Consider the following 26232-nt stretch of genomic DNA (forward strand, 5'->3'; position numbering starts at 1 on the left):
ACAGGTGAATTTCGTGAGCCAGCCTACGCCAGCCGTGCGTACCTTCCAAGACTTGATCCTCGCCCTCCAGCAATACTGGGCCGAGCAAGGTTGCGTGGTACTTCAGCCCTACGATATGGAAGTAGGCGCCGGGACTTTCCACACTGCCACGTTTCTGCGCGCCATTGGCCCGGAAACCTGGAACGCCGCTTATGTGCAGCCCAGTCGTCGCCCGACTGACGGCCGCTACGGCGAAAACCCGAACCGTCTACAGCACTACTACCAGTTCCAGGTAGTCCTGAAGCCGAACCCGGACAACTTCCAGGAACTGTACCTGGGCTCCCTCAAGCACGTCGGCCTGGATCCGTTGGTTCATGACATTCGCTTCGTCGAAGACAACTGGGAATCGCCAACACTGGGCGCCTGGGGTCTGGGATGGGAAGTCTGGCTCAACGGCATGGAAGTGACGCAGTTCACTTACTTCCAGCAAGCGGGCGGCATCGAGTGCTACCCGGTGACCGGCGAGATCACTTATGGCCTCGAACGCCTGGCCATGTACCTGCAAGGCGTGGACTCGGTCTATGACCTGGTCTGGGCTGACGGCCCGTTCGGCAAAGTGACCTACGGCGACGTGTTCCACCAGAACGAAGTGGAGCAGTCGACCTACAACTTCGAACACGCCAACGTCGAGAAGCTGTTCGAACTGTTCGATTTCTACGAAAGCGAAGCCAAGCGCCTGATCGAACTCGACCAGCCGCTGCCGTTGCCGAGCTACGAAATGGTGTTGAAGGCGTCCCATACCTTCAACCTGCTGGATGCGCGCCGGGCGATCTCGGTGACCGCGCGTCAGCAATACATTCTGCGTGTCCGCACCCTGGCGCGTTCCGTTGCGCAAGCCTATCTGCTGGCTCGCGCCAAGCTGGGCTTCCCGATGGCGACCCCGGACCTGCGTGACGAAGTGTTGGCTAAGCTGGAGGCTGCACAATGAGTGCTCTGGATTTTCTGGTTGAACTGGGCACCGAAGAGCTGCCACCCAAAGCCCTGAACACCCTGGCCGACGCGTTCCTGGCCGGTATCGACAAGGGCCTGCAAGCCGCTGGCCTGAACTACGAGACCAAAACCGTTTACGCCGCGCCACGTCGTCTGGCTGTGCTGATCACCGATCTGGCGACTCAGCAGCCGGATCGCAGCATCAACCTCGACGGCCCGCCACGTCAGGCCGCGTTCGATGCCGAAGGCAACCCGACTCAAGCGGCATTGGGCTTCGCCAAGAAGTGCGGCGTCGACCTGAGTGAAATCGATCAAAGCGGCCCGAAACTGCGTTACAGCCAGAGCATCGCCGGCAAACCGACCGCGAGCCTGCTGGCGACCATCGTCGAAGATTCCCTGAACGACCTGCCGATTCCCAAGCGCATGCGCTGGGGTGCTCGCAAGGAAGAATTCGTTCGTCCGACCCAGTGGCTGGTGATGCTGCTCGGTGACCAGGTCATTGATTGCACCATCCTCGCCCAGAAAGCCGGTCGCGATTCCCGTGGTCACCGCTTCCATCACCCCGAAAGCGTGCGCATCACCTCGCCGGCCAACTACCTGACTGACCTGCGTGCTGCTTACGTACTCGCCGACACAAACGAGCGTCGCGAGCTGATCAGCAAGCGCGTCGAAGAGCTGGCGACGATGCAGGAAGGTACTGCGATCGTCCCTCCTGCCTTGCTCGACGAAGTGACCGCGTTGGTTGAATGGCCGGTGCCGCTGGTGTGCTCGTTCGAAGAGCGTTTCCTCGATGTGCCGCAAGAAGCCCTGATCACCACCATGCAGGACAACCAGAAGTACTTCTGCCTGCTGGATGCCGACGGCAAGTTGCTGCCACGTTTCATTACCGTGGCCAACATCGAAAGCAAAGACCCGCAGCAGATCATCGCCGGTAACGAGAAAGTGGTTCGTCCACGCCTGACCGACGCCGAGTTCTTCTTCAAGCAAGACAAGAAGCAGAAACTCGAAGACTTCAACCTGCGTCTGCAAAACGTAGTGTTCCAGGAAAAACTCGGCAGCGTTTACGACAAGGCCGAGCGCGTTTCCAAACTCGCCGCGTTCATCGCTCAACGCATTGGCGGTAACGCCGCGTGGGCGTCCCGTGCAGGCCTGCTGTCCAAGTGCGACCTGGCGACCGAAATGGTCGGTGAGTTCCCGGAGATGCAAGGTGTCGCCGGTTACTACTACGCCCTCAACGATGGCGAGCCGGAAGAAGTCGCTCTGGCGCTGAACGAGCAGTACATGCCGCGCGGTGCCGGTGCTGAACTGCCGACCACCCTGACCGGTGCGGCCGTGGCCATCGCTGACAAGCTCGACACACTGGTGGGCATTTTCGGTATCGGCATGCTGCCAACCGGCAGCAAAGACCCGTATGCCCTACGCCGTGCTGCACTCGGCGTGTTGCGCATCCTGATCGACAAGAAGCTCGACCTCGACCTGAACGATGCCGTGGCGTTCGCCGTGAATGCGTTCGGTACCAAGGTCAAGGCGGCCGGCCTCAACGATTCGGTGCTGGAGTTCATCTTCGACCGTCTGCGTGCCCGTTACGAAGACGAAGGCGTGGATGTCGGGACTTACCTCTCGGTGCGTGCCCTGAAACCGGGTTCGGCGCTGGATTTCGATCAGCGCGTACAAGCGGTAGAAGCGTTCCGCAAATTGCCGGAAGCCGCTGCCCTGGCCGCGGTGAACAAGCGCGTTTCGAACTTGCTAAGCAAGGTCGAAGGCTCTGTTCCTTCGGTCGTGGAAGCCAAGTACTTCGACAACGCCAACGAGTTCTCCCTCTACTCGGCGATCCAGCAAGCTGACCAGGCTGTCCAGCCGATGGCTGCGGCGCGTCAGTACAGCGAATCGTTGGCACGGCTGGCTGCCTTGCGCGAGCCGGTGGATGCATTCTTCGAGGCCGTGATGGTCAACGCTGAAGATGCCAAGGTCCGCGCCAACCGTTATGCACTGCTGTCGCGTCTGCGTGGGCTGTTCCTCGGCGTCGCCGATATTTCGCTGCTGGGTTGAGGGGCTGCTGTTGAAACTGCTGATTCTCGATCGGGACGGGGTGATCAATTACGACTCCGACGCTTACATCAAGTCGGTGCAGGAGTGGATTCCGCTCCCGGGTTCGATCGAAGCCATCGCGCAGTTGAGCAAGGCCGGCTGGACGGTAGCGGTGGCTACCAACCAGTCGGGCATCGCTCGCGGCTATTACGACATCACTACCCTGGACGCCATGCATGAGCGCTTGCGCTCGCTGGTGGCGGAGCAGGGCGGTGAAGTCGGGCTGATCGTCTATTGCCCGCACGGGCCGGACGATGGCTGCGATTGCCGCAAACCAAAACCCGGGATGTTGAAAACCATCGCCGCGCATTACAACGTATCGCTGACCCATGTTTGGTTTGTCGGCGACACCCTTGGTGACCTGGAGGCCGCCAAAGCCGTCGATTCTCAGCCAGTTTTGGTAAAGACCGGGAAAGGCGAAAAGACTTTGGGCAAGACCCTACCGGCAGGCACCTTGATTTTTGACGATCTGGCGGCGATTGCCGCAGAACTTATCCACAATTAGAGTGCTTCGATTGTCCTGACCAGGGATTGATCGGGAGTGCGCTTTATATAGACGGGCAGAGCCCGCACGGTAAACGTCGCCATGTCGATACTGCAGGCCATCAGAACTTTCCTCTTTTATCTGTTGTTGGGCACCACCTCTTTACTCTGGTGCAGCCTGAGCTTTTTTATCGCGCCTTTTCTGCCGTTCAAGGCGCGCTATCGCTTCATCAATGTGTACTGGTGCCGTTGCGCACTGTGGCTGAGCAAAGTCTTTCTGGGTATCAGCTACGAAGTGAAGGGCGCCGAGAACGTGCCTGACCAGCCCTGCGTGATTCAGTCGAACCACCAGAGCACGTGGGAGACTTTCTTTCTATCCGCCTACTTTGAGCCATTGAGCCAGGTACTGAAGCGCGAACTGCTCTACGTTCCGTTCTTCGGCTGGGCCATGGCCATGCTGCGACCCATCGCCATCGATCGCGACAATCCGAAAGCGGCACTCAAGCATGTGGCGAAGAAGGGCGATGAACTGCTGAAAGACGGCGTCTGGGTCCTGATCTTCCCTGAGGGAACACGCGTTCCTTACGGCACCATCGGAAAGTTCTCTCGCGGTGGTACCGCTTTAGCCGTGAACGCCGCACTTCCCGTGCTGCCGATTGCGCACAATGCTGGCAAGTTCTGGCCGAAAACCGGTTGGGCGAAGAAGCAGGGCGTGATTACCGTAATCATCGGCGCTCCCATGTATGCCGAGGGCAGCGGGCCGCGAGCGATTGCCGAGCTGAATGATCGGGTCCAGGCCTGGAACGAACAGATGCAACGTGAAATGGGTTCGCTGCCGGCCGCTCCTGCGGCCCCTTCTGCCAACGATCAAATCGCTGTCTGAGATTCTGTGGATAACCTGTGTACCGTTTTGTTGAAAAGCGTCTAATTAAGTTCTTAACTATATGATTTATATAGATATTTTATAAACCATTAAAAAACCGAAAAAAGTGCATAAGTTTTTTTCGGATGTAAAAAAACCGGCTGATATAGCCGGTTTTTTTATGCCTTCGGTTCGGCAGCATTCACCGGGTTAACGGACGCAAATTTCGGTCAAAAAAAAGGCCAACGCTCAAGCGTTGGCCTTTTTCGTTTGGCAGGTTTGCTGGATGTAGGGTCACAAAATATATGATTCATACCTACCAGCAAACGCAGGGATAATTTCATCTTTTCTGTAACTTCCGAAAACAGAAATCACAAAAAAGATGAGAAAAACCTATCGCCTTCACAAAATAAATGTCTCCAGTAACTGCCCTTCGGACGACGTTCTATCGTCTGACGACGCCAGCGTCACCGAGAAGACGGTTGATGACGACGATTGCCATAACATCGGATATTGCGGGGCTCCAATTCAAAACAACAAAGTCGAAAACTGTAGCCGCCGAGTCCCGGCGGGCACTGTCCCAAGTCCGACTCGGCTGCGGATCTTCCTGATCCAGGAGCTTGAGCGATGTTGTCCACCGAAACTAGGTGGACAGGAGCATCATTCGATCCTGCGAAGGACACTAGTGTGAAGCGCTGGTGGCGACTCGCGGCTGTCCGCCTTCCTGACGTTGCACACGCCAACCATGTATCGATCGTTCTCGGCAAATGATGTGAGACGGCTAAACGCATCAAACAAGACAGCACCTTCGAAAGGAGCCTGGGCGCCGAAGATACCGTCTGATTTATTCGCCTGAAACATCTCAAGGACTGAAGGAGGATCCTGAGTAGGAGGCTTGGTTTCTAGTGGCGGCAATAAAGCATCAGGGTCCAGTTGCTTCTCGGTGAATTCTGCCGAGACCGCCACCCGCATATCGTAGCGGGGTTCGAACGGTTGACATGCATTAGCTTCGATGCGAACGATTACGCGCCCATAATAGTCAGTTCCGAGTTGCTGGGTACCGAGACAATTTGACGGAGCAGGCGGAGCCGGATGGATGTACGGCGCCGGGAGGGGCGTTGTCAGCTTGCTTTTGTAGTCCGTACCTTCGAACGCAAACTTCAACTGAGTGGCGAAGAACAGTGTCGTAGACGCAATGAGCGGGGGGAGATCTGTTGTAATGGTGTAGCGCTCCGGTTTGCCGACAGGTAGAACTGGAATGGACCCGGGAAGAGGCATCCAGAGTCGCATCGACTGAGGGTCTTCCCAGAGCTGCGCAGCCAGCCAACCAGTCGGACACCCATAGAGATTCGCGCCCGCGCAGCTCGTGATCACCTCAAACGTGCAGCGGGCCTGACCACCGCTCACCAAGCCCATTGACAGAATTCGTGCAGTGAACCCCCCAGTCGCGAGAGTGCCACCGACGAAGCAATCCAACTGTTGTTGCGCGAGGCTACTGTGCAGATCAGCCGACCATTGCCCATCAGACGTTGGGCTTGGAGGCCCCAACTCGATGTCGGCCTCAGCAGGTGAGAGCCTCGGATCGCGCATGAACAGAGCAATTGAAGCCCTGGAGTAGGCGGCTAGTGGATCGGCGACCCAGGAGAGTTTCGGATCAACCGCCTGTTCGAGTGAAAACTCAACAACGGCACCGCGGGCGTTGTCCGGCGCAACGCACCTGGCTGTGAAGAGCGGCACCGCAGTCCCTGCATATTCGATCCGTGGCTGGATTAACTTGGCAGGGCCGCCGGACAGACGCCGGTCCCAGAAATCCCAAGCGTCCGCTTCGCAACCGACGTCGCTGTCGAAATAGGGAATGTCGAAACGGTGCTGGCGCTGCTCGACCAGCCTGTTACCACGCAAGGTACTCGGCGGCCGGTTAAACCCATTCATGAAGTTTCCGGCCGGGACGTATGGCTGCCCGGTGATTACGCTGTCCTCGGCGAGCGGGCGGGTCACGACGCAGTCCACCATGTAAGGGTTTGACACTAGCTCCCACTGGCCGGTGCATGTCACTCGCCAGTCGGGCGCGGCAAATACCTCAGGTTGATCAGGTTGTGGACCAGGCCGCACTGCGTTGGTGAGCTCGGAACGCGATACCGGGGGCATCGAGACTGTACATTGGGGCTCCGCCAGCATTGGGGCGAGCGAGGCCAGTGTGAAGGCCCAACTACTGACTTCTTCGATAGCGGCGGCGTTGTCCGGTGGCTGCAACCGTGCTCGCACTCGATAGACGAAAACCTCGTCGCTTGGACCTGTGAGTAACTGCCCCCGGATTTTGTCGAGCCGGGGCGCTGGCGCGTGGTCACCGTCGACGAAGCCCCATCCCATCAGCGCAGCTGCCTCGAACCGGGTGGCCGCGATCAGTGCCAGCCCCATTACCGCACTGGGGGCCTCGGCGCCAGTTTCCATAGCCTGATCGACACTGCTACCGAGCGCGCGGAACTCGTCCCAGTCCCCTGGCACCAGCGAAAGGAAGGGCACGTCCGCAGCGTTAGTTACCCGCTCAGCAGCTTCGTCGAGTGTTAAATTCCACCAAATGTCAGCCGCTATCTCGGCGATTGGGGTGAAATCGTAGCGCACGGCGTCAGTGTGACCACTAAGGTTAAGACCAAGCACCTCCGGTACTTGAGCGTCGATAGAGAAGGACACAATTTTCAGGTCTGCCCATTCGACATGGAAGTCTTCGCCAGGGCTGATATTAGCAACGATCTGTGCCACGCCGTTGACGTCAATCAGGGTCACAGTGGTGGTTGTGCCATTGGAAGGTAAGGTGAAGGAGACCGCGGCGACCCCGCTACAGTCCGGTCCGCGCACCCGGAACGTTGTGGCATCGGTTCGTACTAGTGGTTCCCACAGCTGTGCCGGAGTTGGGGTACGTGAGCGATGCCCTACGCTCGGCTTGAACTCAATCATCGCATCACGAGATAGCGGGCCAGAACGCTCGACGACGAACGCGACTGGTTTGCCCAAACGTTCGGCGGGCGTCGCCGCCAGAAATGGGCAGGTCCAGCGAAGTCGAATGCCGGCTTGGGGATCAGCGTCAACCGTCCGCGGCCCGAAGTTTGTTCTATCGATCCAAGACGACGCCTGGATTCTGAACACGGGAGCACAACGTGTAGGAACTGGTTCGTTGCAGAGCAGATGCAGGGTCATCTTCTATTTCTCCCACCAGTCGTCTATGCCGACTGGCTGATCAAGAACCGTGACGATTTCCTCGAAGGTCTGGGTGGGAGCGGCGGCAAGTGTCAGGCGCGGTAACGGATCGCATTCGAGCCGAAAACGTATGCGGAGCAGCAATGCTCCTTTTGGGATACGCACGGGCACGCCCTCGGCGAGAAACAACATTGCGCATTGGCAACCGTCGGGTGACGGCACGATTTTGAGAGAGAAGCGACGGGCAGATTCGTTGTCATAAGAGGTCACAGCGGCAACCTCGACGCGTCGCCAGTCACACGGTTCGGAAGTGCGCAACAGCAGCGCGGCAGGTGCGGCTGCTTGGTCCATAAGGAGGCAGATATCGGAGGGTGTAGGGTGGGCAAACGGCCCCTCGACCAAGGGATAGCATGCACCGGTGAAGATCCGGCACCATTCGAGCAGTTGAAGGAAAGATAAACCGGCTTGCGTGCTCTCGACGCCCACTAAAGACGCGATTGATTTGGGCAAGGCCCAGCCTGTGCCGATCTGCGCAGCGGGCACCGCATCGAGGTCAAACCCGGTGGGGACGGGTGCGGCGACGGCATGTGGCAGACTGCGGCTGCCGAACGGTCCGATCGCCCGCGTTAGAGTGGACGTAGTCCAGAGATGGGCAGAAGGGGAACGATAACCCGAGACGCGATAGGTCCATTGGTCTACGACGTCGCCGATGCCTGAGCCATCGGACGCGGTCCGCCTGACCGTGATCTGGTGAAAACCGGCGTTTTGGGAGAAGGGGAAGCTTAACTCTCGCTCAACCACAACGGGATTTGCTTGTCCGGTTTCAACGCGCCACTCGCCGCTCGACTTGGACCCGGCCGGTGTTCCCTGTTGGCATGGGGTCACCGGGACCTCGACATCGATTGCATCGTTGTCGGTGCGGACAAAAAGCGTAGGGTAGATCTGATGGAGATAACTGACTGACGCGCGCAATTGGCAGAGGTGATCGGGATAATGACCAAAGCCTTGGCCGGCGGGGTTCGGATTCCAGCCACCTGCGTCGGTGCCGAACATCCGCTCATCGCCGAGTGTGGAATATCGAAGATAGGGTCGCAGCGGCGGTGGTACGACATCGAACTCGCGTTCTACGGCCCAGTGACTTGTTGCCGGGGCGCGTTTCCCACGGAAGTTGGCAGAACTCTCTCCTGCTATGCGGAGCCGATAATGCCCTGGAGCCAGCACTTGGGTATCGGGCAAGTTAGTCACAATAGTATCGCCCGCGCTGTAGCCAATTGCGCAAACAAGGTTGAGCCTTTCGCTGCTCACGATGAGTGGTAGCGCAACTTCGGCGGATGTGCGCTCGATTGTGAGCGACCATTCGCCCTGATCATTGCTCACCGGACGAAGCAACGTACAGGCTTGGACATTTCCATTTGTGATCCAGACCCCAGGCGCTCGGTTCTGCGATGCGAGGATACGGAGCTCGCAAGTTTGGACTGCGAGCGTAGCGCGCCCGCCGCTTGCCAGCGAGGTCGAGAACTCGACTTTAAACTGGCGAAGGTTAAGTGCGCGCTGATATCCGTCCGCCCAAGGAACAGCGACAAGCCAGAAGGATTCCGCCGCATAGACGGTCACATCCTCGAAGCGGGCGATCGCTTGCCCGCCGTGTGGTGCTAGATAGGGTCTGGTCGGACCCATGCCGAATGTTTGGAGTCGGAAGCTCTCTAGCCGTCGGCTGGTGCTGGGTTGCGCATAATCAAAGCTTTGTAGCCAGCCAAGCGGATCGTTACACGGAATGGCTAGCCGACTAGAAATGAGCGTTGCCCCATCGGCGGCATTGAGCAGCCAACTCGCGCGCACGTCGGGAACTGTAGAGAAGGCCTTCGTGACCGGATCTTGGCGCTCAATCATCAAGGTCGTGAACAGGTGGTACACGTCGATCCCAGCCTCGACGACATGACCGTCGACCGGGTTTACCACAATACCACTGTCGCCAGCGCGTCGCTGGAAGTCGAGCACGAACATCATGTCCGGCCAGACCTCAGGCTTTGAGGGATCGAGCTGCCCAACAATGCCGCTCGGAGGATGCATTCTCGCGAGCGGCGCGTCAGCTGCAAGCTTGAGCGTTGGCTCTGGCGTAGCAGGCTCTTTGTTCTCATATTCGAAGATTTTAAGAGGAACATGGACGGAACCAAACCGACAGCTGAACTCGAAGTCGACATTCATTTTGAAGATGAGCGGCTTCTTAATATAGAGTTCTGTAGTCAATGAGGCGCTAAGGCTCAGTTTGTCTCCAAAAGCCTTAATCCAGAGGGTGCCGAGAATCACCAGCTTGGCTTCGAGTGCGGCGGGATTCCACCCTATGCCTCCCTGAATATCGAACGACAGATTGTAGCCGCCGGTGAATCCGCCAATCTCCAATTGAGACGCGATTGGGCCCTTGGCACGCGCGGCGATGCCTTGGCTCGGAACCACGCGAGCGCCCCCGGCGAGCGTTACGAAGTCGAATAGCTTCACGCTGCAGCCGTCCATTGCGTAGCCGCCAACCGCAAAATATGTCCGTTTTTGGTCGCTAAGGGAGGCACTTAATTCTAGGCTCCCTTTGGCTATAAACGCGCCCGCGGCCCATGGGATCATGTCCAAAGTCTGTGTGGTCCGGCCGAATATGGACTTTGACCGAAGATCAATGACACCAACCGTTTTGCCGACGTCGATAGAATCCAGGAACCATGTTTCGCCACCGAATATGAGAGTCGGGCCATAGGATAGATAAGTGAGGCCATACCGCCTCAACTCTACGAGCTTGCCCCCAGTCGCCATGTCCGCAAGCAGCGCGGACACGCCGTAGAGACGGATGTCCTCTGGCACCGCGAGCCAGGTGCTGAGATCTTTGGCTGACTGAGCCCAATCGGCGTAACTTCCTGCGTCGGCCTTCGCCAGGTGTTCCAACGCATTGCCCGCCACGGCGCCATCCAGTCTCGGGGCAAAATGCTCACCGTAGAGAATCCCGATCCCTTTCAGCCCAAACCCTGTCGCCCCAAGAGGGATCGCGATCGGCGATTCACCTTGGAGGTCGATTAGCAGTCCGCCTTTGTTTGTCTTTCCGAGAAGACCGAGCACACCAAACCTCGGCTCTTCCCACTTGACGCCCACTAGCACGATCCGGGATTGGGTCTGGATGCTGTCATCCTGAGCGTAGCCCAGTCGGATCTCGTAGCTCTTCTCCTTGCGGAGGTTAAGCTCTATTGAAAAACCCTCGACTCCACGCACGTCAATCAGAGGCGCAGTGTTATCTGTGAGATTGATCCGACGGATGACGATAAAATCAGCGGTCGCCTCACCAATCTTAAGTCCGGGCACGAACGGAACGTCAGCATCGGTAACGCGCACCTGCAGGGTTGCAGTATCCGCCAGCTCATCGAAGTTTGTGACTTTCAGACCCAGGAATGTGTCGCCGGGCCTCGCCGCCTTGAGCTCATCAGAAAATTGAAGCTCGTACTTATGCCTGAGTTTATCAACCAATTGCTGAAAAGCTCGGAGCTCTAAGTCGAGTTGGTTACGGAATAGCTCTTTTAGGATCTCAGGGAAGTCGCCCGGTATTTCCGGTAGATCGGTGGACATAGCGGCCCCCGCTGCTTGTTAATCCAGAACTGAGTAACCGGCTAACTCTGTTATGTAGAACTCTATCCTAGGATTTACGGAGACTTAGAGCGTTTCGCGATCAAATATATTATCAGATGGGGCAATCTGATCCCGCGCAAGGGAAAGTTTAAGTCGATTGCCTTATGTAAGTAGTAACCCACTGCTTCTTGGACATGCGCCCGTGGAGAGGTACCCGATCACTCAAATCCTGCTCAACGGCACTCAAGTCGTCCGTTCGCTCGCGCAGTTGAGCATCCCTCTCGACACCTAGCTCATCGTGCTCTCAGCATTCACGATTCCCCTTCGACATCAACAAAACCCAAAAGATCTCAACCCCTAGTAATGGCATATAGCTATAATGATGATCCACATGCATTGAAGACGCTCTAATGAAACGAATGCTTACTGTTGCACTTATTGGGTTGCTCACTGGTTGCGCAACACCGACTGAGGTCAGAGTCTCGGATAAAGCTCACCGAACACTGGAGCCTAAGGTCGGGTGGACCGATCAGAGCACCGTCAACAAATGCGTGTCCAACATGATTAGTGCGGCTCCTGCAGACGAAGCAGTGGATATTCAGGCTCGTCATATTGGTAGTGGCAAGACAATCACGGTAGATGTCGACGCGACACTTCTGAACGTGGGCCGATTGGCCACCAGCATGGCAGTCGGTTACAGGTGTGAATATCAGAACGGACTCATGGCCAAGGGTTACTGGACTCACGGACTTAAGTGATACCCATGTGTACTGAACCGCCTTCGGGCGGTTCTTTGTCGGAACGGATCACTATCGAGCCCTATGGATGGCCATCAAGGTTGAAGGCACTGCCTCAACCAAACGGTTTCAAGGACAAAAATTGGCGACCCAGATAATGCAGCTTCGCAATCAATCAAGAGCAGGAGCAGGATCTGCCTCAATCGATAGAAGGCGATTACCGACTCCGTCTCTAGATTTCCTGCTCTAGCATTCACCTGGATCATAGCCACTTGAAATATGCGATGCAGGATATATAGAAACTATCGCTTTGGAGTTGCTCATGGCAACTCCTCGGCAGCTATTATTAGTCAATTTATTTGCCAAGTGAATCACTAGCTGATTTTAGTAGCCCCTTTTGCGCAGGAGAAAGATCATTCATATACATTTCCAACAGCCGATCTTTAGCACGCTCCATTGTTGCTCCCGCAGTATCTAACTGCAACTTATCAATTGTCCACAGCCCTTTAGGCGTGCGACTCCGGATGGTAACAGATAACGGACTATCTCCAAGAAACTCTAGATGATCAGACGGATCATCTAGATAAGGGTGGACCACGTGAAATATGCAGTTCTCATAAACATCTTCGACCTTACTAACAGTGTTTATTTCACCCTTTACCGCAAAGCCATTACAATATTCGCAAGCGATAATTAAGTTTTTAGCAAAAAATGTCCACTGGGGGTACTTTGCTTTTGGGGCGATATGATCACGATGAGCCGTACGGCGGCCAAGAGTCCCTACGTTAAGAGTACACCACGCACATTTTTGCTCTTGAATCGCCAGCCCCTGCTTCAGCACTTCATCTTTGAATTTTTTTACGGCTTTTGTCTGGCCGTCCCAGCGACTTGGTCGCTTTTCGACGGGGTATTTATCAAGAGTCGCAATTGTATTGGCATCAATTAAAGCCCACTTCTTGAATCGAATCATTGCCGGGCCTCTAAAGCCTCACTGACCTGCCCAAGTATCACGTTCATTGCAGCATTATCCTTTCCTCGCACCTTTTCCAAGCGTCGATAGATAGCGGAGAGTTCATCTAGGTCGATCGGTACTGCGTTGGAAATCATTCTGAGTGCTCGGTATAAATCACTTTCAACATATGCGTTACCTGCTGTGGCCACACCAAACACCCTATAAAGGATATTTTCAGGTGAGCGGCCATATACAGCTCCATCAAACAACGTGATACCGGTGCCTCCCTCATCACTGGTAGTGACTAGTGAAGAATCACCCTCGCCCAAATCAGAAACCATAAAGTGAGAGTGCGTAGCAATCATAATGTGCATTGCGGACATTGCCGATAGGCAATCTCGCAAGGTCGGAATGTACTTAATTTGCCACTCGGGATGGAGGCTTACTTCAGGCTCATCGATGATAACTAATGAATCAGACTCTAATTCCGCTAACAATCTAGCACTAGTTCCAATTAGCTGTTGCTCACCGGAACTCAAATCTGAAAACACCAAGTTCCTTCCTGATTTGCTCATCAATAGATTGATAGAATGGAATAGACGCCATCTCCTTGCAAGGTCATACCCTTCAAGCCAAGCTATTGCACTCTCTGGCTCAGAGAGCAGGTGGCTCAGACGATAGGCACATGAAGGCCGGCGATCCTCCCTCCAATTAAGATGCCGAATAACCCTGAAGAGGTTCCAGACCTTCAAAGCTTCCTCATGAGCAGCTTCAGGGGTTGTTCTAGCCCTTCCCCCCATACGCCGTTTATCGATGTTGACCATCGTGACCTTAAAATCGTCGAAATTATCAGTCAGTAGATCTCTACTGGCCAACACCATATCAATACCAATATCATTGGAAAAACCAGCTAGATTTAACCACGTTTCAAAACGCGTAGAGAAGCCGGATTGACTAAAGCCAAACAGCAAACTTTGTAATACTTTAGTTTCCAGCGCTCGCGTCGTAGTTAAGTTGGTAGACTGTCGCAATCCAAGATAGCGATAGAAGCTGCTATCTTCTCCGTGTGCAAAGCGAAACCTATCGCTAGGAAGATGCGAGACCGCTGCAATGCGTTTTGGGAAGGGAACATCTCCTATATCAACCCATTCATTATCTACAGTGCACTCTGTCTCATAGCCATTACGTATTATTTGACACTCTTTCCCAGCCAGCCGGTAACGGAGCTTAGCTGTATGTGACGGCAGGCGAAGCTTTCTATTATGTGTAACAGCTCCACCCCTAATTCCATTCAGAAGGCAAAACTCATCCACAACTGCGCTTAATATCCTGCTTTTCCCAGAGCCGTTGGGCCCAATAATTACAGTGACGTTGGGATTTCCTCCAGGTATCTTTTCATCAAACAACGGAATGGAGAATATCGGGTCTTCGTACGACAACAAGCAAAACTGTTTCATCTAAAGCCTTCCGTGCCTGGTTGCTCTCGCTCAAGTATCAATTTTTTGCGCACTCCGGATCAGAGGTTATGCGATTGTGCAAACGTATTTTCAGTATTCTATACAGTCGATGGATCGTCAGCGCTTTTTTACGGAAAATCGGAATTCAAAGGAACCGTATTAGAGCAGGTCCATAGTGCCTAGGGAGTCAGCTATTCGGTAACCCATCGCTTTGTACCCCACCTGGCGCTTATCCCACATCCGAAGCAACGCAACATTCCCCGCGTCAACGAAGTCGATCACTCGCACGTCGGCTTTATCAGCATGGACTCGATGCAATCGGCCTGCGTATTGCTGAAGAATACCCTTCCATGAAATGGGCATTGCCAACACCAAAGTGTCCAAAGCTGGATGATCGAAGCCTTCACCAATTAGCTTTCCAGTTGCTACGAGAACACGTGGAGCATCAGCTGGAAGCGAGTCAAGCTCGTGCATTCGAGAGATTCGCTGTTTTTTGGGTACACGCCCATGAAGAGTAAAAAGGTTTTGCACGCGCCCCTGCAATTCCGCCTCGAGAGCGTCCACATGTTCAGTACGCTCAGTCAGTACCAGGATCTTCCTACCTTGGCTAAAGGCTAGCTCAACCTCAGAGACAATTTTGGCTGTACGCTCGATATCGTCGGCTAGGTGTCGAAACACTTCCTGAATCCCTGAGCCGTCGGGGACGACAATAGGCTTGGAAAGTAATCGGGGCACCACAGACAGATCGTGAGGGGCGCTTGCCGGTCGAGCAGCAGAGTGTCGGATCGGTCCGCACTGCATAAAGATAATAGGTTGTTGCCCATCACGGCGTATTGGAGTTGCTGTAAGTCCCACCACATACCGTGCGGCAACGCTCTTCAATAACGCCTCGAACGAAATCGCTGACACGTGATGGCACTCATCAACAATGATCTGGCCATAGTTTTTTACCTTATCGCTAACCTCACCTTTCCGCGATAAGGACTGCATCACAGCGATATCGATAACCCCTGTAGGTTTTGCTTTTCCGCCACCAATGGTTCCCACGACGCCATTGCCGACGCCTAGAAACGCCTGCAAACGTTCTTGCCACTGCCGTAGCAGCTCAGTCCTATGCACAAGCACCAACGTGTTAACACTGCGCTTCGCTATCAACGCAGCGGCACTCACGGTTTTGCCAAATGCGGTCGGGGCACACAGGATGCCGACGTCATGACTAAGCATCGCGCTGACCGCAACTTCCTGATCAGAACGCAAAGTGCCGAGAAAACTCACGTCGATGGAGTCGCCTGCAAAGCGCTCATCTTGGAATTCAGCGGTGATTCCATTTCCCGCCAAAAGCTCCAGCGCAGCATCCAAGCATCCACGTGGTAACGCGATGTGTTTAGGGAAGTTTTGCGCGCAGCTAATGACCCTAGGTTTGTTCCAGACCGATAGCCGCATGGCCTGAGCCTTATAAAACTCAGGGTTTTGAAATGCTGCAAGCCTGACAAGCTGGTTTGCCAAGGGCTGCGGTAATTCCGATTTTTCGAAGTACACCAGGTTGGCCAGTGTGATACGGAGAGACGCAGGTAACGGACAAGTCAATTTACGCGATCTCGAATCACGATCTTTCCAAGGTTCAGCATCCACCTCGTCCTCGACATACGCGACACCTACGGGATCACGGTCACCCATCGCCCGGATAATCGCCGGCTCAATATCCCCAGGGCTCATCCGCTGAATGGAGGCCAGAAAGGCCCATTGATCGGAATGAGGTTCCAGTGAGTCATCTACAAAAATGCTGTTATTTTTGACCCTGGCACGCTTTTGCAAAGGCAGTGCAATAAGGTTCCCAAAGCCACCCTTGGGCATATAGTCCTGGTTTGGAAACAGTCGATCATAGGAGCTGAGTGCCAATTGTCGGGTACGCTCACAGGCATGACTGATGATCGCGGCACCTAGGCGGCGAGCATCGTAAGCAGAAACATTACAGTCGAAAAAAATCCATGCATGAGCACCATTGCCCGAACGCGAAATCTCCAATGCCACAGGGGCATTTAGCTCATGACACGACTGAACAAAAGCTCGGGCATCATCACGCCATTCAGCCTCATCGAAGTCGACGGCAAGAAAGTAACAGGTGTCATCAGGGAGCAAAGGATAGATACCAACAACCACGTCGCCTGCCAGGTGACGAAAAATCACCTCGTCGGTCAGCGGCAGTAATTGACGGTGGCCACAATCGCTACATTTAATTCGCGGCTTCTCACAAACGCCAGGTCGCCATTCGTTAGCACAGGCAGGTGCGTATCCTGACTTGCCTGTCTTACTTTCCCAACGGATGGGATAAACGTCGGCCCTACCACGAAATAGGCTTCTGAATAAAGCAACCTTGCCGTCAGTGTTAAGTTGCTGCGAAGGCTCAATTTGAGCGACCTGAATCCTTACTGGCTCAGGCAGGCGCCAATCAACTCCATGAGCGTCAAGCAAGGCAATTAACCTGGCGTTCTCAGCTTGTAATTTCGCCAGCAGCTTGGCGTCTGTCACAGCTTTCCACCTCAACCATTCAGAACCAGCACTGCTGACTCCGACCCTGCTTGACCTCCCAAGCCATGGCTTGGGAACGGTACCAACGTTGATGCCGGTTTGGAAACCCATAGCTGAAAGCTCAATCGCGAGCAGGAGCCGTCGGGGGTATACGTAAACGCTGTCCGCTTCTGGCGAAATTAATCTGGTGTCATCATCACCGCGAGCGTCATATTGATAAACTCTTCATTTCGGTCTATCGCAGCAAGCGCGCCGCGAATATTGTCCGCCACATCAGCTGATCCGCGTTTCTCTACCCAATTTGAAAGTTCCATGATGGCGGCTTCCAGTGCGAGCTGATTTTCATTGATCTTGAACAGCAGTGAAGGCAATAGGTCTGAGTTAGGCATTGTGCTTCCTCCATGGAGAGGAGAGCGTAGCTCAGCTTTGGAGCAGGGGACATGGGTCACCAATACAACGCCGGCAGCCCGTTCTAGATCAAATTGCAAGCGGCTGATAGATCAGCTCTAGGCCTTCCGATCCGGCGAGACTGTGGCGGATGATGCGGCTTTGAGCCTCTCAAGCTCTGTAGTTGCCGCTGCCAACCGCGCAAGATAATCCTGTTCAGCTGAATTTTGTTGCACTTGGCGCCATTCACGGAAACTACCAGTCAGCCGGAGGATGTTTTGTTCCAATTCTTCCAGAAAGGAAAGGCCATCCTTTTTCGGCCATGACATTTTTCGCCCCAGCAGCTGTGCTTCCATCACTGCAAGCAAGGAATCGGGTGGCGACATGACCGCTGACGTGTCAATACCCGGGACCAAGCTCGGGTCCGGCGTCGGAAAAAAGCTGCTTTCAAGCAAAGCACCGGCGAGCTGCTGCAACGTCAATCTTTCAAAGCGAATTCGTGATCGCAGACGAAATGGCCAGTCTCCAGAACCACTTCCTGGTATCTGAACGGATGCTCCGTCTGCTATCTCAAAGCTCACGCCTCCGATTCTTCCTCGAGTAAATGTCTCTCCAGAACAGTGAAAATCATATAAAGGTTTAGAGTCGCCGCGCTGGTACGATTGAATGGCAAGCCCGGGCAAATATTCCAGATACCCGACCACCCACCCGCCAGGATCCCAGCCAAGGGTCAGATAAACTTGTTCAATCGCGTGGACAGTCCCGCTGACTACCTTCTCGCTTTCTTCAAGAGTGAGAAGGGCAGGCTCACTGGCGCGGCTGACCGCGCAAAGATAAGCCCAAGGCCAGTACGATGTTGAGGGCGCCAAACTCCTATTCTGCTCCCAAACTCCAGGACTCAGAATGTTCTCGTCATAAGATGCCCACACGCTGTAGGCATCGCGGAAAAACTGCTTGAGCTGGTGACGCTCAACGATGACTGCCAGCTCAGCCCTGAGCAGCTCCCACACCGCCTGGACGGGGGGAAATTGCTCTTCATCGATTTTCGCGGTGGCGCTGAAGAGGTTTGATCCCTCCGTAAGCTGACTGATAGCGCGAGGTCGCGCCATTCCGACCAGCTTTGCAGTTGCCAGTGCTAGCTTTAGATAGTTTTGTGGGTGAGCGCACAGCCGCGGCTCGGCCGTACGTTTACTTTTGTTATTAGGCAGGACGCAAAAGGCGTTTAAGGCATTCACCGGCGCATCCGCGTTGTGGGGGATGCACGACTCGACCACAATTGCACTTTTCGTTACCTTCCGGGCTTTGGCTGCCGTGAGCATGACTCCCAAATTGCGAGCTAGGGTCTTACGCTCATAAAGGGGCATCACTCCCTTATGCTCGTTGATTTTCTTCTCAATGATGAGCGCAAGATATGCGCTGTTTTCCTGCGATGAACCGCCTTCCGAGACCATGTGTAGCGCTCCTGCGATCAATAATAAGGGTTACGGTTAGGCTGCTGTGCCCGGATATACCGCGCCCGGCTTGCACGGGCCCTAGAGACTTTCCCGGTTACAGGAGTCTGAACACGCAGCCAGATTTCGCCCCGATCATCGCGTTCGATACCAATGATTCGCCATACGCAGCCGAAATCAGTGCCTTTCAAATGCACCAGCATTCCGATGGTCAACGCGTGCAAGGGGATTGGTGTTCCTTCGTTCAATCGTCTGCGCATCTTGTTCTCCTCAAAAAATGATATTTCGGAAGAAATTGTGGCGATCAAACAAAACGACATCTCTATGAAAATATTAGATATATGAAAAAACCTACATAGATTTGTGTAGATTATTTACATAGATAATATTCAATTCGTTTCTACTCCAATGGCGTACTCACCGCCTGATTTCGGAGGTCGAGCCAAATAGATAATGCGAACGAAGCTTTTGGTCCGCAGCTCATTGCTTGCCATTGGATCAAGCAACGAGCTAATCTCTACCGCGCTCTGCGTAAGCAGAGGCCGGGCGTTTTCAAGCCCCTAAGTCTGGCCGTTAGGCCCATGCCGAGCAGTAGTCCTCATCCAGTTGAGTTTCTGCACACGGAAGACGCCTTAGCTGTCCGTTTGGACGCAAGGAAGACATCACGGCTCGAGCACTTTGGTGCTGCGTTGCCAAATAAAAAAGCTTGTACGCTTCTAAGGACTAGATCGCGTATCGGCAAGCTCAGAGCTCATGAGGCTCGACGCATTGTTGCCCATTGGGGTGTCAGCAGAGCAAAAATACCGCCCCGACACTCATGACCTCGAGGGCAAGACTGGCAAGTACTAGCCAGGAATTGTGGTGTTGGCTTTGTGCACATGAGCCTTCCCATTTTCTGCCTCCCCCCTTACCTTTCAGGTGAGGTACCCGTAACGGTGTTTGTGCGACCTTTAGACGGTCGAACAAGTGGCAGATCAAATATCGGCGCCGGCAATCGAGGCGCAAAATCAGCTCAGGGCGCACATAAGATTTGTGGCGACTGTAGCAGGCTTCATTAGGCGTGGCTTTGATGCACTGGAGCATTGGCCACAGCCGAAGCGCAATCAATGTCACGGGGATTAACGCCCGTGGCGTATCTGGATCCTGCCATCGGTAGGACCAATAAATATTGGCTGAAACACGCCCGCAAAAGAATGCTCGTCTATTGAGGATCTCTTATGAGCGGATTGCGTGGGCAACCTGATTGGCTGAAAAATATTTTCCCTTCGCTTGTGAAGGAAATTCTGCGTCTGATTTTTCGCAAGCTTGTTGAGTGGGCCTGGGAAAAAATGCGCGAGATGATCAGCTAGCCTTAAAAAAGCGGCCCACCGGGTGGGCCGCTTCCGCCAATGTAAAGTTCATCCAGTTTCTGACGGTCAGACGATCGCGACGATTCTATGACTATGCCCAAAGCTGTTTGTCGACTGAAGCGTCAACCTTCCGCCTTCACTTCACTCATTTCGAAGATCGGGCCTAGGCGCTTGCGGTTCAATTCGCTCATAAACAGGCCGTAGATATGGTCGTACTGCTTGGCCTTGGTTTCAATCGCAGTGACTTTGTGGAACCGGATGGAGTCAGCCACGACGACAAGTTTAGCCGACGGCCCATATGGGTTTTCCGCTGGCACGGCCTTCGGGACAGGACCGTCTGCCGGGTCAGGATTGGCCGGAGGCTCGTAGGAGAGTCGGCTGGCTTCGGGGAAGAGAACCACGTTGGTTCCTGCCTCGCCCGTTTGGACAGAGGGGAACACGAGCCCATCCACGTGCTTGCCGAAACGTAACCGCAAGTACTCGAAAACCACCTGCGTCGACAAATAGCTCAACTCGTCATTGCGCGCCTTGGGTCGGGACATTTTCTTGACCAACGAACCCAGGAAAACCTTCCGATGCAGTGAGTCGCGAAAGCCCTCATCTAGCAACGTAAGATCCGGGGGCTCTACGCGATCCAGCACTGTGAGGTCCAGCAGCTTCAGCTCGCCGATGGGTGTCAGGGCGGTACTGACCACGTGGTCGCCGGTAATGGAGCGGATTTCGCTGAGGCAGGTCTCTCGCTCCAATGCGCAATACAGGGCGGAAATGCCATTCGGGGTCATCCGCTGGCTGCTGGCCAGGTGTTTTGGTGTGGGGCCGAATTGGCCGGCGGGATCGGCGATGATTTCCTCCGCCTGCTTTTGGTTCTGGGCGAGGCGTGCGCGGTAGAGCAATTCGCCCTGGGCGATGGTCCGCATCACTTCCGGTTTGAGCTCGCCGCCGTCGGTCACCAGCAGCGAAAAGACGGAATCAAGGAACTTGTCGGCTCCTGAATTGAAGTAGCGGTGCTTGTAGTGGACATCGTCAACGAACTTCTTCCAACGATCCTCGTAGAGGTTCTGCTCCAACGTACCATCATCGCCGTAGAAATGCGTTTCGTCCCCCGCGTCATCAACCCTGAATTCACGCGGAGCTCCATCGCACAGATCTTCAAAGTAGGGCTCTTCACCGAGATCGAACCACTCCATGAGGACGATATCGATATCCGAAACGGCGATCTCGTCCGATCCGCACTCATACAGCAAGCCGAGCTCGTAATGGGACAGATCATCCTTGCCGGCAACATTCTCCGCAACGCGGTCGTAAATGTAGCCGAACAGAAGATTCGAATCCATCGAGTGCCCCAGTCGGCCGCAATACTTGCAGTCAGCCTCTGTCCCGTGCTTGTCGAACAATCTCTTCAATGGAGCCGGTGTTACGCAATCAACGCAAATCATCGATACTTCCCGAATCTCGCTTTTCTTGACCGTCTACAGATGCGGCGGTGTTTACGTAGCGTCTACAGCAGGTCGTCCGCAACTTCAACCCGTCTATCCTTCGATAGGCATGATTAGCTGGCATCTGGAAGAGGCGCTCAAACCAACGCAGTTTGCATGTGATGACGACCGGAACAGATATGCCACCATCGGACAAGACGCCAGCACTTTCTCCGGATGTATCGGAACAATTAGGGCATCCCCAACAACAGCCTGAGTCAGACGCAATGCCAAATTCGAATACCACTTCACCTCAAGCCGATGACGACTTTCGGGATATTGAACAAGATGTCATCAAGCGATTCTCGATCAAGCTGAACGACCTCGCAATCAAGCGAAACGTTACCTCCTACGCGGGAAGCCCTCTGGGCAGTCAGGACAAAGTGTTTGCAGATTACCTGCTGGCCAGCAATACGCGCTTTTGCCTGATTGAGTTCAAAGCCACCAAGGGTAATCTAAGTTCCGAAAACCAGAAGAAGCTGCGCGTCCAGCTATTTGAGTTGCTGGCCCAGCGCAAGGACGTACTGCGTCGCAGCCTAGATCTGCACTACATGTGCTGGGGAACCGAAAAATCCGACTGGCTACCCGGCATGAGCGAGCCGGTCAGCGAAGAAAACGAGATGCTGGGACAATATGCTCCCTGCGTATCCCCGTACATGAAGGTCAAACCTGAGCTGGAGAAAGCGGAGGAATATCTTCCGGAAGTCTTCGTCGAACATTTTTTTGAAAGCAAGCAATTCGGTGGTGACCTGGGCAGGTTCAAACGATATGTAAATGAACTGGCCAAGCTTGCGACCGACAGCAAGCAAGGCGAAGGTACGCTTGAAGGCGTAGTCTGCGTCTACATTGAAGCCGTTAGACAATTCAAATCGTACCGCTTCAAAGGCCTCCAACACCTCCTCGAATTCCTGAACTCTCCAAGCCAGACGCCCGGTCCCCAGAAGCCTGATCGTTCAATAAGCCCAGGTCCATAGACATGTAGTCCGTTACTGAGGTTTACCCTCCACGATACGTTCGAAATCTTGCTTTTGTTTCGAAGTGGCGTGCTTCCAGTATGTGCTCAAGAGCTTGCTCTGATAGCTTTCAACCTTACGCGCTTCGTACTCAGTGCCGATGCCAAATCCAAAACGCGCGACAGCGTAGGTCAATCCGGATCCTGCCAGGAATGCCAACGCCAATGCCGCAAACCGCCACCGCACACTGCGTTGCATCTTGCGCAGTGCTGCGACGGCGTGATTGGCTTCCGACGTCGCCGTGTTGATTTTCGATACCAGCGCATTGGTTGCCTGCTGCACGCCCGAAGTCGCTGCGTTATGTGCGGCTTGCGCGGTCTCTTTCACCAGTGTGGAATTATTCCCCCAAGCGACACGGGCCTTCTCAACCTCTTTTTCAATGTGACCTGCAATGGCGACCAGATTTTGAACGCTTTTATTGGTCTTTTCGGCTTCGCCCTGAATGATATCTGCTTGATCGGTCAGCCGGTCCAGTTCCATGGTGAAACGTGATGCCGTCATCTGGTAGTGCTTGTAGGTGGCGGTAAATTGCACAGGATTATTCATCGAGAAGGACATTTCCTTATATCAAGCGGAGTTCTTTTACTGCTCAATCCGGTCTGCATCTGTTCAACTCATACCCAAGTCACCCTTCCACGCTTAAGCCAAAAATGTGATTTACAGCCGTTTGTCAGCCACACAGAGGGGGTCAAGCTAGGAAAGCCGTCAGCATCAACTTCGACATCCCATCTCGGTTTGGCTTCTTGGATCACTAGCAGCTCAATGGTTCGGCCGCAGCCACATGGGCACTTCATGCCTACCGACCAATTCTCACCATCATCCCGCGCTAAAACGAGGTCACGAAAGGGCATTTTGGTCGGCAAGGAATCCCCTTCCACAATTACCAGACGGCGAGCCGGGCCAAAGCGGTCACACCGCTTACGAAACCATTGAGCTAGCGACCGAAACAGGTTCATTTTTGATCCTTGGCACGAGGCTCTTTCAAAGCCGGCAGTCCAAGCAAAGGCGCAAGACCTCCTCGGGCAAGTGGGGCTTCGCAGTCGATTTCAAAATTCGATTCAGACTCAAACTCTTCTTCAAGAGCAGCCAGACTGAACGTGGTGCGCGCAAATTTTTCGTTTGCCTCATGGCGGTAGGGAAATGCCCGGGCAACGAATTCGTTCACGCATGCGGAAGCAGCTCGCATGTTAAGCGTGATGACCGAGGGCGCCTCCTCGTGGGTGCCCTTGATGTAGCCTTCAGCCAACTCGCGTTGATGGGCCTCTGGGTTGTTGAAGCGGAGGTACTCAGCTCGAAGGCTTTCTGGTGTGTAGAGCCCGCGGCTTCGAAGGGTGGATCGTCCTGGTTGAACGTAATCGATCCTGCCGATGACATCTGCAACCGCGGTGCCCGACTTTGGACATCTCCTGGTCGGTATCACCACACCTACATCGATGACAGGGATCAGAAAAGCCGCACCGATCAGGTCAGCCATATACCGAGCTTCGAGGGTATCGGCGCAGCAGAAAATCACATCCGCTTGAGAAGCAGCGAGCACACCCTCTCTACTGGAAATTGAACGTGCGATTCCTACGGCCGATCCAACCCCGCGAAATTTTTCGATAGCCTCAACCATCACGTCGGTCTTCAGGCGTTTCGAATCAGCATCCGCGAGTGTGGAGTTAAGGATTCTGTTCAGGTTTTTGTGCTCAACCCGATCAAAATCAATCAGCGTAATCTCCCCAAATCCAAGCCTGGCCAACTGCTCAGTGGTGATCGAGCCGGTACCCGACGCTCCGATGACAGCTGCCGACAGACGATTGAGCTCCCGCGTCATCTGTTCCGTGAATGCCATTGGACGTGCGCCCGGAGAACCGTGCCAATAGTAGTGGAGATCATCACCTGCAATGGTCACCAGCTCGATATCTTCAGTGCAATGACTTGGGGTGTAGAGCCGGGCACAGATACGACCGCTTGGGATCATGATGGCGGAGCCATGCAAATCACCATAGGCGGCGAGCAGAGCAGGAATCGTCTTCGCATCACTAGCATCATCCTGTTCCGAAAACCCAAGCAAACCACCTGGGTGAGAGTGGATCAGGATGGCCACCAGATTCTCAGCCTCGCCTTCATCAATGGCCTGCTCGATGTACTTACCAGGCCACGAAAGAAGATCCTCAGCGCGAATCGAACATTCAGCATGAGGAACAAGGATTAACCGCTTGCCGAGAAGCTTCATCCGAGGACCTGGTGTCCTGCTGCACAAGATGATCGCAGCTGCTTCCAGGCCATCGCCAGGGAACAGGTGTTCCCTGGCGGCAGCGTGCATTGATGCCGGCAGCGCTAAGGTCGACCGGGGCTTCATTGGCCTACCTCCTTGTGAAGGGCGCCCTCCACCAAACCGAGGTGGGTGATCATGTTGTCGGTTGCCGGCTTCCAGGGCGACTGAGGACCGCGATGACGAGACCAACCCTGGTAAACGGTCCCGTTGATAGTCGCCGTAATGTGCGTGCTGGGGATGCCGCCACCGCTCGCGAGATCCAGCGGGGGGTTGAAATAGAACATGTCGATCTCAGCGCCCGGGTAGGAAGGCGGAATATCGAGTGCCAACAGAGTGCTGGAACGGTTGAAACCCACTGGCAGCTGGTAGTCGTGAATCAGGAGCCAACGCCGACCGTCGCTTACGACAGTCTCCCATTTGCAACCCAGGCCATCGAGATGCGCCTCATCCACATCAAGCAGAGCAAACGCACGTTGAGGCTGGACTGCAACTTCGCCATTGATGACCTCCTTTGGAGAGAGGCGCAGCTTTTCAACCCCGTCTTTCGTGAGATCGATAACATCATCCAACCCCATTGCCCGCTTAGGCTCATCCTTCACTTTCAGGAAGATTTGCCAACCTTCTTCGGGGTTGAAACCAGCGTTCGTGATGGCCTCACGAACGCCAACTGTCGGCTTATTGAATGTGAGCAGAACACCTTGAACATTCAGTTCCCAGCGCTGAGCACGGCTGATGAAAGACTCAACACCCTCACCTTCCAGGCTCACCCATTGATGGCGATCGATGATGCGATCCGCTTCATCAGTCATCTGCTGCAGCAGCTGCTTGTCGTCAGGGATCTCGCCCAGCCGGCGCAGAACAGCTCCGGTGATCGATTGGCACGGCCAATCGAAGCGTACGCCGTCGACGGTCAAGCGGAACGAGCGATCGCTTTCCACGATGATGAACTTGCGAGAGTGCTGCAGGCTCGCCACTTCTTCTGGCCTGATGTCTTCAAGCTCACCATTTTCGAGGAACTGGAGCACAACCGCATTTTGCGAAGGTTTGAAACCCGCAGCAGAAGCAAGTTGGGCACCAGTCGGTGTCTTGTCATGGAGCGTGACGGCCTTAAAATTCAAGGAGAGGTCGCTGACCTCGACCTGGAAAGGACCGTTGTGTTGTGTTGCCTGATGATGATTAGTTTCCACTTGGGGAATCTCCAATACAAAGGCGACAAGCGCCTGGTGTTGACCGAAGCCCTATGCCACGGTCAGTTTCATTGGAGGGGACACAAACCTTACCCACTTGACGTCGAGTAAGGCATCGACAAGAATCACATTTGCTAACGTAACAAGTGCCGATGGTCACTGATCGCTTTGTAGTTCCCGCTACGCCGCGATCCCTCCATTTCACATTCAGCTTTCGCTGAGTGTCCTGCCAGCCGGG

Annotated in this window: 18 protein-coding genes; 6 read left to right on the plus strand and 12 right to left on the minus strand. The window is 54.5% G+C overall.

Translation table 11 applies throughout. From position 1 onward, the window contains the following. The first annotated feature begins 13 nt into the window (after window positions 1-13). From glyQ to PFAS1_RS10975, 4 genes are all read left to right on the plus strand, one after another. The gene (gene glyQ, locus PFAS1_RS10960) at window positions 14-967 is read left to right on the plus strand and encodes a glycine--tRNA ligase subunit alpha (protein ID WP_003213601.1); all 954 of its coding nucleotides are present in this window, start codon (window positions 14-16) and stop codon (window positions 965-967) included. Continuing rightward, window positions 964-3018, plus strand: a complete 2055-nt coding sequence (gene glyS / locus PFAS1_RS10965; RefSeq protein ID WP_076029174.1) for a glycine--tRNA ligase subunit beta — start codon at window positions 964-966, stop codon at window positions 3016-3018. Before glyQ ends, glyS begins: the two co-directional genes overlap by 4 nt. 4 nt (window positions 3019-3022) lie before the next feature. Then, entirely contained in the window at window positions 3023-3562 is a 540-nt protein-coding gene (gene gmhB / locus PFAS1_RS10970; protein ID WP_198044979.1) for a D-glycero-beta-D-manno-heptose 1,7-bisphosphate 7-phosphatase, read from the plus strand. An 81-nt stretch (window positions 3563-3643) separates the two neighbouring features. Continuing rightward, a complete protein-coding gene (locus tag PFAS1_RS10975) occupies window positions 3644-4423 on the plus strand; it encodes a lysophospholipid acyltransferase family protein (protein WP_076029176.1) in 780 nt (259 codons plus the stop codon). Between the two features lie 639 nt (window positions 4424-5062). On the opposite strand, the gene PFAS1_RS10980 is transcribed toward PFAS1_RS10975, so the two are convergent. The 7 genes from PFAS1_RS10980 to PFAS1_RS11015 form a co-directional block, all read right to left on the minus strand. After that, window positions 5063-7597, minus strand: a complete 2535-nt coding sequence (locus PFAS1_RS10980) for a hypothetical protein (RefSeq protein WP_156886715.1) — start codon at window positions 7595-7597, stop codon at window positions 5063-5065. A gap of 3 nt (window positions 7598-7600) precedes the next feature. Further along, on the minus strand, window positions 7601-11197 hold the full coding sequence (locus PFAS1_RS10985) for a hypothetical protein (RefSeq protein WP_076029178.1): 3597 nt from the start codon (window positions 11195-11197) through the stop codon (window positions 7601-7603). A 1092-nt stretch (window positions 11198-12289) separates the two neighbouring features. Then, window positions 12290-12904: an HNH endonuclease family protein gene (locus PFAS1_RS10995; protein ID WP_076029180.1), complete on the minus strand. Its 615-nt coding sequence runs from the start codon at window positions 12902-12904 to the stop codon at window positions 12290-12292. Beyond that, complete coding sequence (locus PFAS1_RS29265) at window positions 12901-14343, minus strand: ATP-binding protein (protein ID WP_083671735.1); 1443 nt, start codon at window positions 14341-14343, stop codon at window positions 12901-12903. The genes PFAS1_RS10995 and PFAS1_RS29265 overlap by 4 nt, the downstream gene beginning before the upstream one ends. Before the next feature lie 159 nt (window positions 14344-14502). Continuing rightward, on the minus strand, window positions 14503-16872 hold the full coding sequence (locus PFAS1_RS11005) for a TOTE conflict system archaeo-eukaryotic primase domain-containing protein (protein WP_076031519.1): 2370 nt from the start codon (window positions 16870-16872) through the stop codon (window positions 14503-14505). Window positions 16873-17051: 179 nt separating this feature from the next. Further along, complete coding sequence (locus PFAS1_RS11010; protein ID WP_076029182.1) at window positions 17052-17261, minus strand: hypothetical protein; 210 nt, start codon at window positions 17259-17261, stop codon at window positions 17052-17054. 117 nt (window positions 17262-17378) lie between these two features. After that, window positions 17379-18710, minus strand: a complete 1332-nt coding sequence (locus PFAS1_RS11015) for a hypothetical protein (protein WP_076029183.1) — start codon at window positions 18708-18710, stop codon at window positions 17379-17381. Between the two features lie 1217 nt (window positions 18711-19927). Between PFAS1_RS11015 and PFAS1_RS30160 the strand changes: the two genes are divergently transcribed. Beyond that, complete coding sequence (locus PFAS1_RS30160) at window positions 19928-20059, plus strand: hypothetical protein (RefSeq protein ID WP_257787314.1); 132 nt, start codon at window positions 19928-19930, stop codon at window positions 20057-20059. Window positions 20060-20181: 122 nt separating this feature from the next. On the opposite strand, the gene PFAS1_RS11020 is transcribed toward PFAS1_RS30160, so the two are convergent. Further along, window positions 20182-21393: an RES family NAD+ phosphorylase gene (locus PFAS1_RS11020; protein WP_232252223.1), complete on the minus strand. Its 1212-nt coding sequence runs from the start codon at window positions 21391-21393 to the stop codon at window positions 20182-20184. Between the two features lie 281 nt (window positions 21394-21674). Here PFAS1_RS11020 and PFAS1_RS11025 point away from each other — a divergent pair, with 281 nt between their 5' ends. Then, the gene (locus PFAS1_RS11025; protein WP_156886716.1) at window positions 21675-22508 is read left to right on the plus strand and encodes a hypothetical protein; all 834 of its coding nucleotides are present in this window, start codon (window positions 21675-21677) and stop codon (window positions 22506-22508) included. A gap of 12 nt (window positions 22509-22520) precedes the next feature. Here the strand turns inward: PFAS1_RS11025 and PFAS1_RS11030 are convergent, their stop codons facing one another. The 4 genes from PFAS1_RS11030 to PFAS1_RS11045 all read right to left on the minus strand — a co-directional run bounded on the left by PFAS1_RS11030 (window position 22521) and on the right by PFAS1_RS11045 (window position 25994). Then, complete coding sequence (locus PFAS1_RS11030) at window positions 22521-23093, minus strand: hypothetical protein (RefSeq protein ID WP_076029186.1); 573 nt, start codon at window positions 23091-23093, stop codon at window positions 22521-22523. Between the two features lie 68 nt (window positions 23094-23161). Continuing rightward, window positions 23162-23503, minus strand: coding sequence for a ubiquitination-like system serine protease family protein (locus tag PFAS1_RS30220; protein ID WP_076029187.1), 342 nt, complete (start codon window positions 23501-23503; stop codon window positions 23162-23164). Beyond that, the gene (locus PFAS1_RS11040) at window positions 23500-24891 is read right to left on the minus strand and encodes a ThiF family adenylyltransferase (RefSeq protein WP_076029188.1); all 1392 of its coding nucleotides are present in this window, start codon (window positions 24889-24891) and stop codon (window positions 23500-23502) included. Before PFAS1_RS11040 ends, PFAS1_RS30220 begins: the two co-directional genes overlap by 4 nt. After that, entirely contained in the window at window positions 24888-25994 is a 1107-nt protein-coding gene (locus PFAS1_RS11045) for a multiubiquitin domain-containing protein (RefSeq protein ID WP_076029189.1), read from the minus strand. The genes PFAS1_RS11040 and PFAS1_RS11045 overlap by 4 nt, the downstream gene beginning before the upstream one ends. Between the last annotated feature and the right edge of the window lie 238 nt (window positions 25995-26232).

Source organism: Pseudomonas frederiksbergensis, from assembly GCF_001952935.1.
GTDB lineage: Bacteria > Pseudomonadota > Gammaproteobacteria > Pseudomonadales > Pseudomonadaceae > Aquipseudomonas > Aquipseudomonas frederiksbergensis.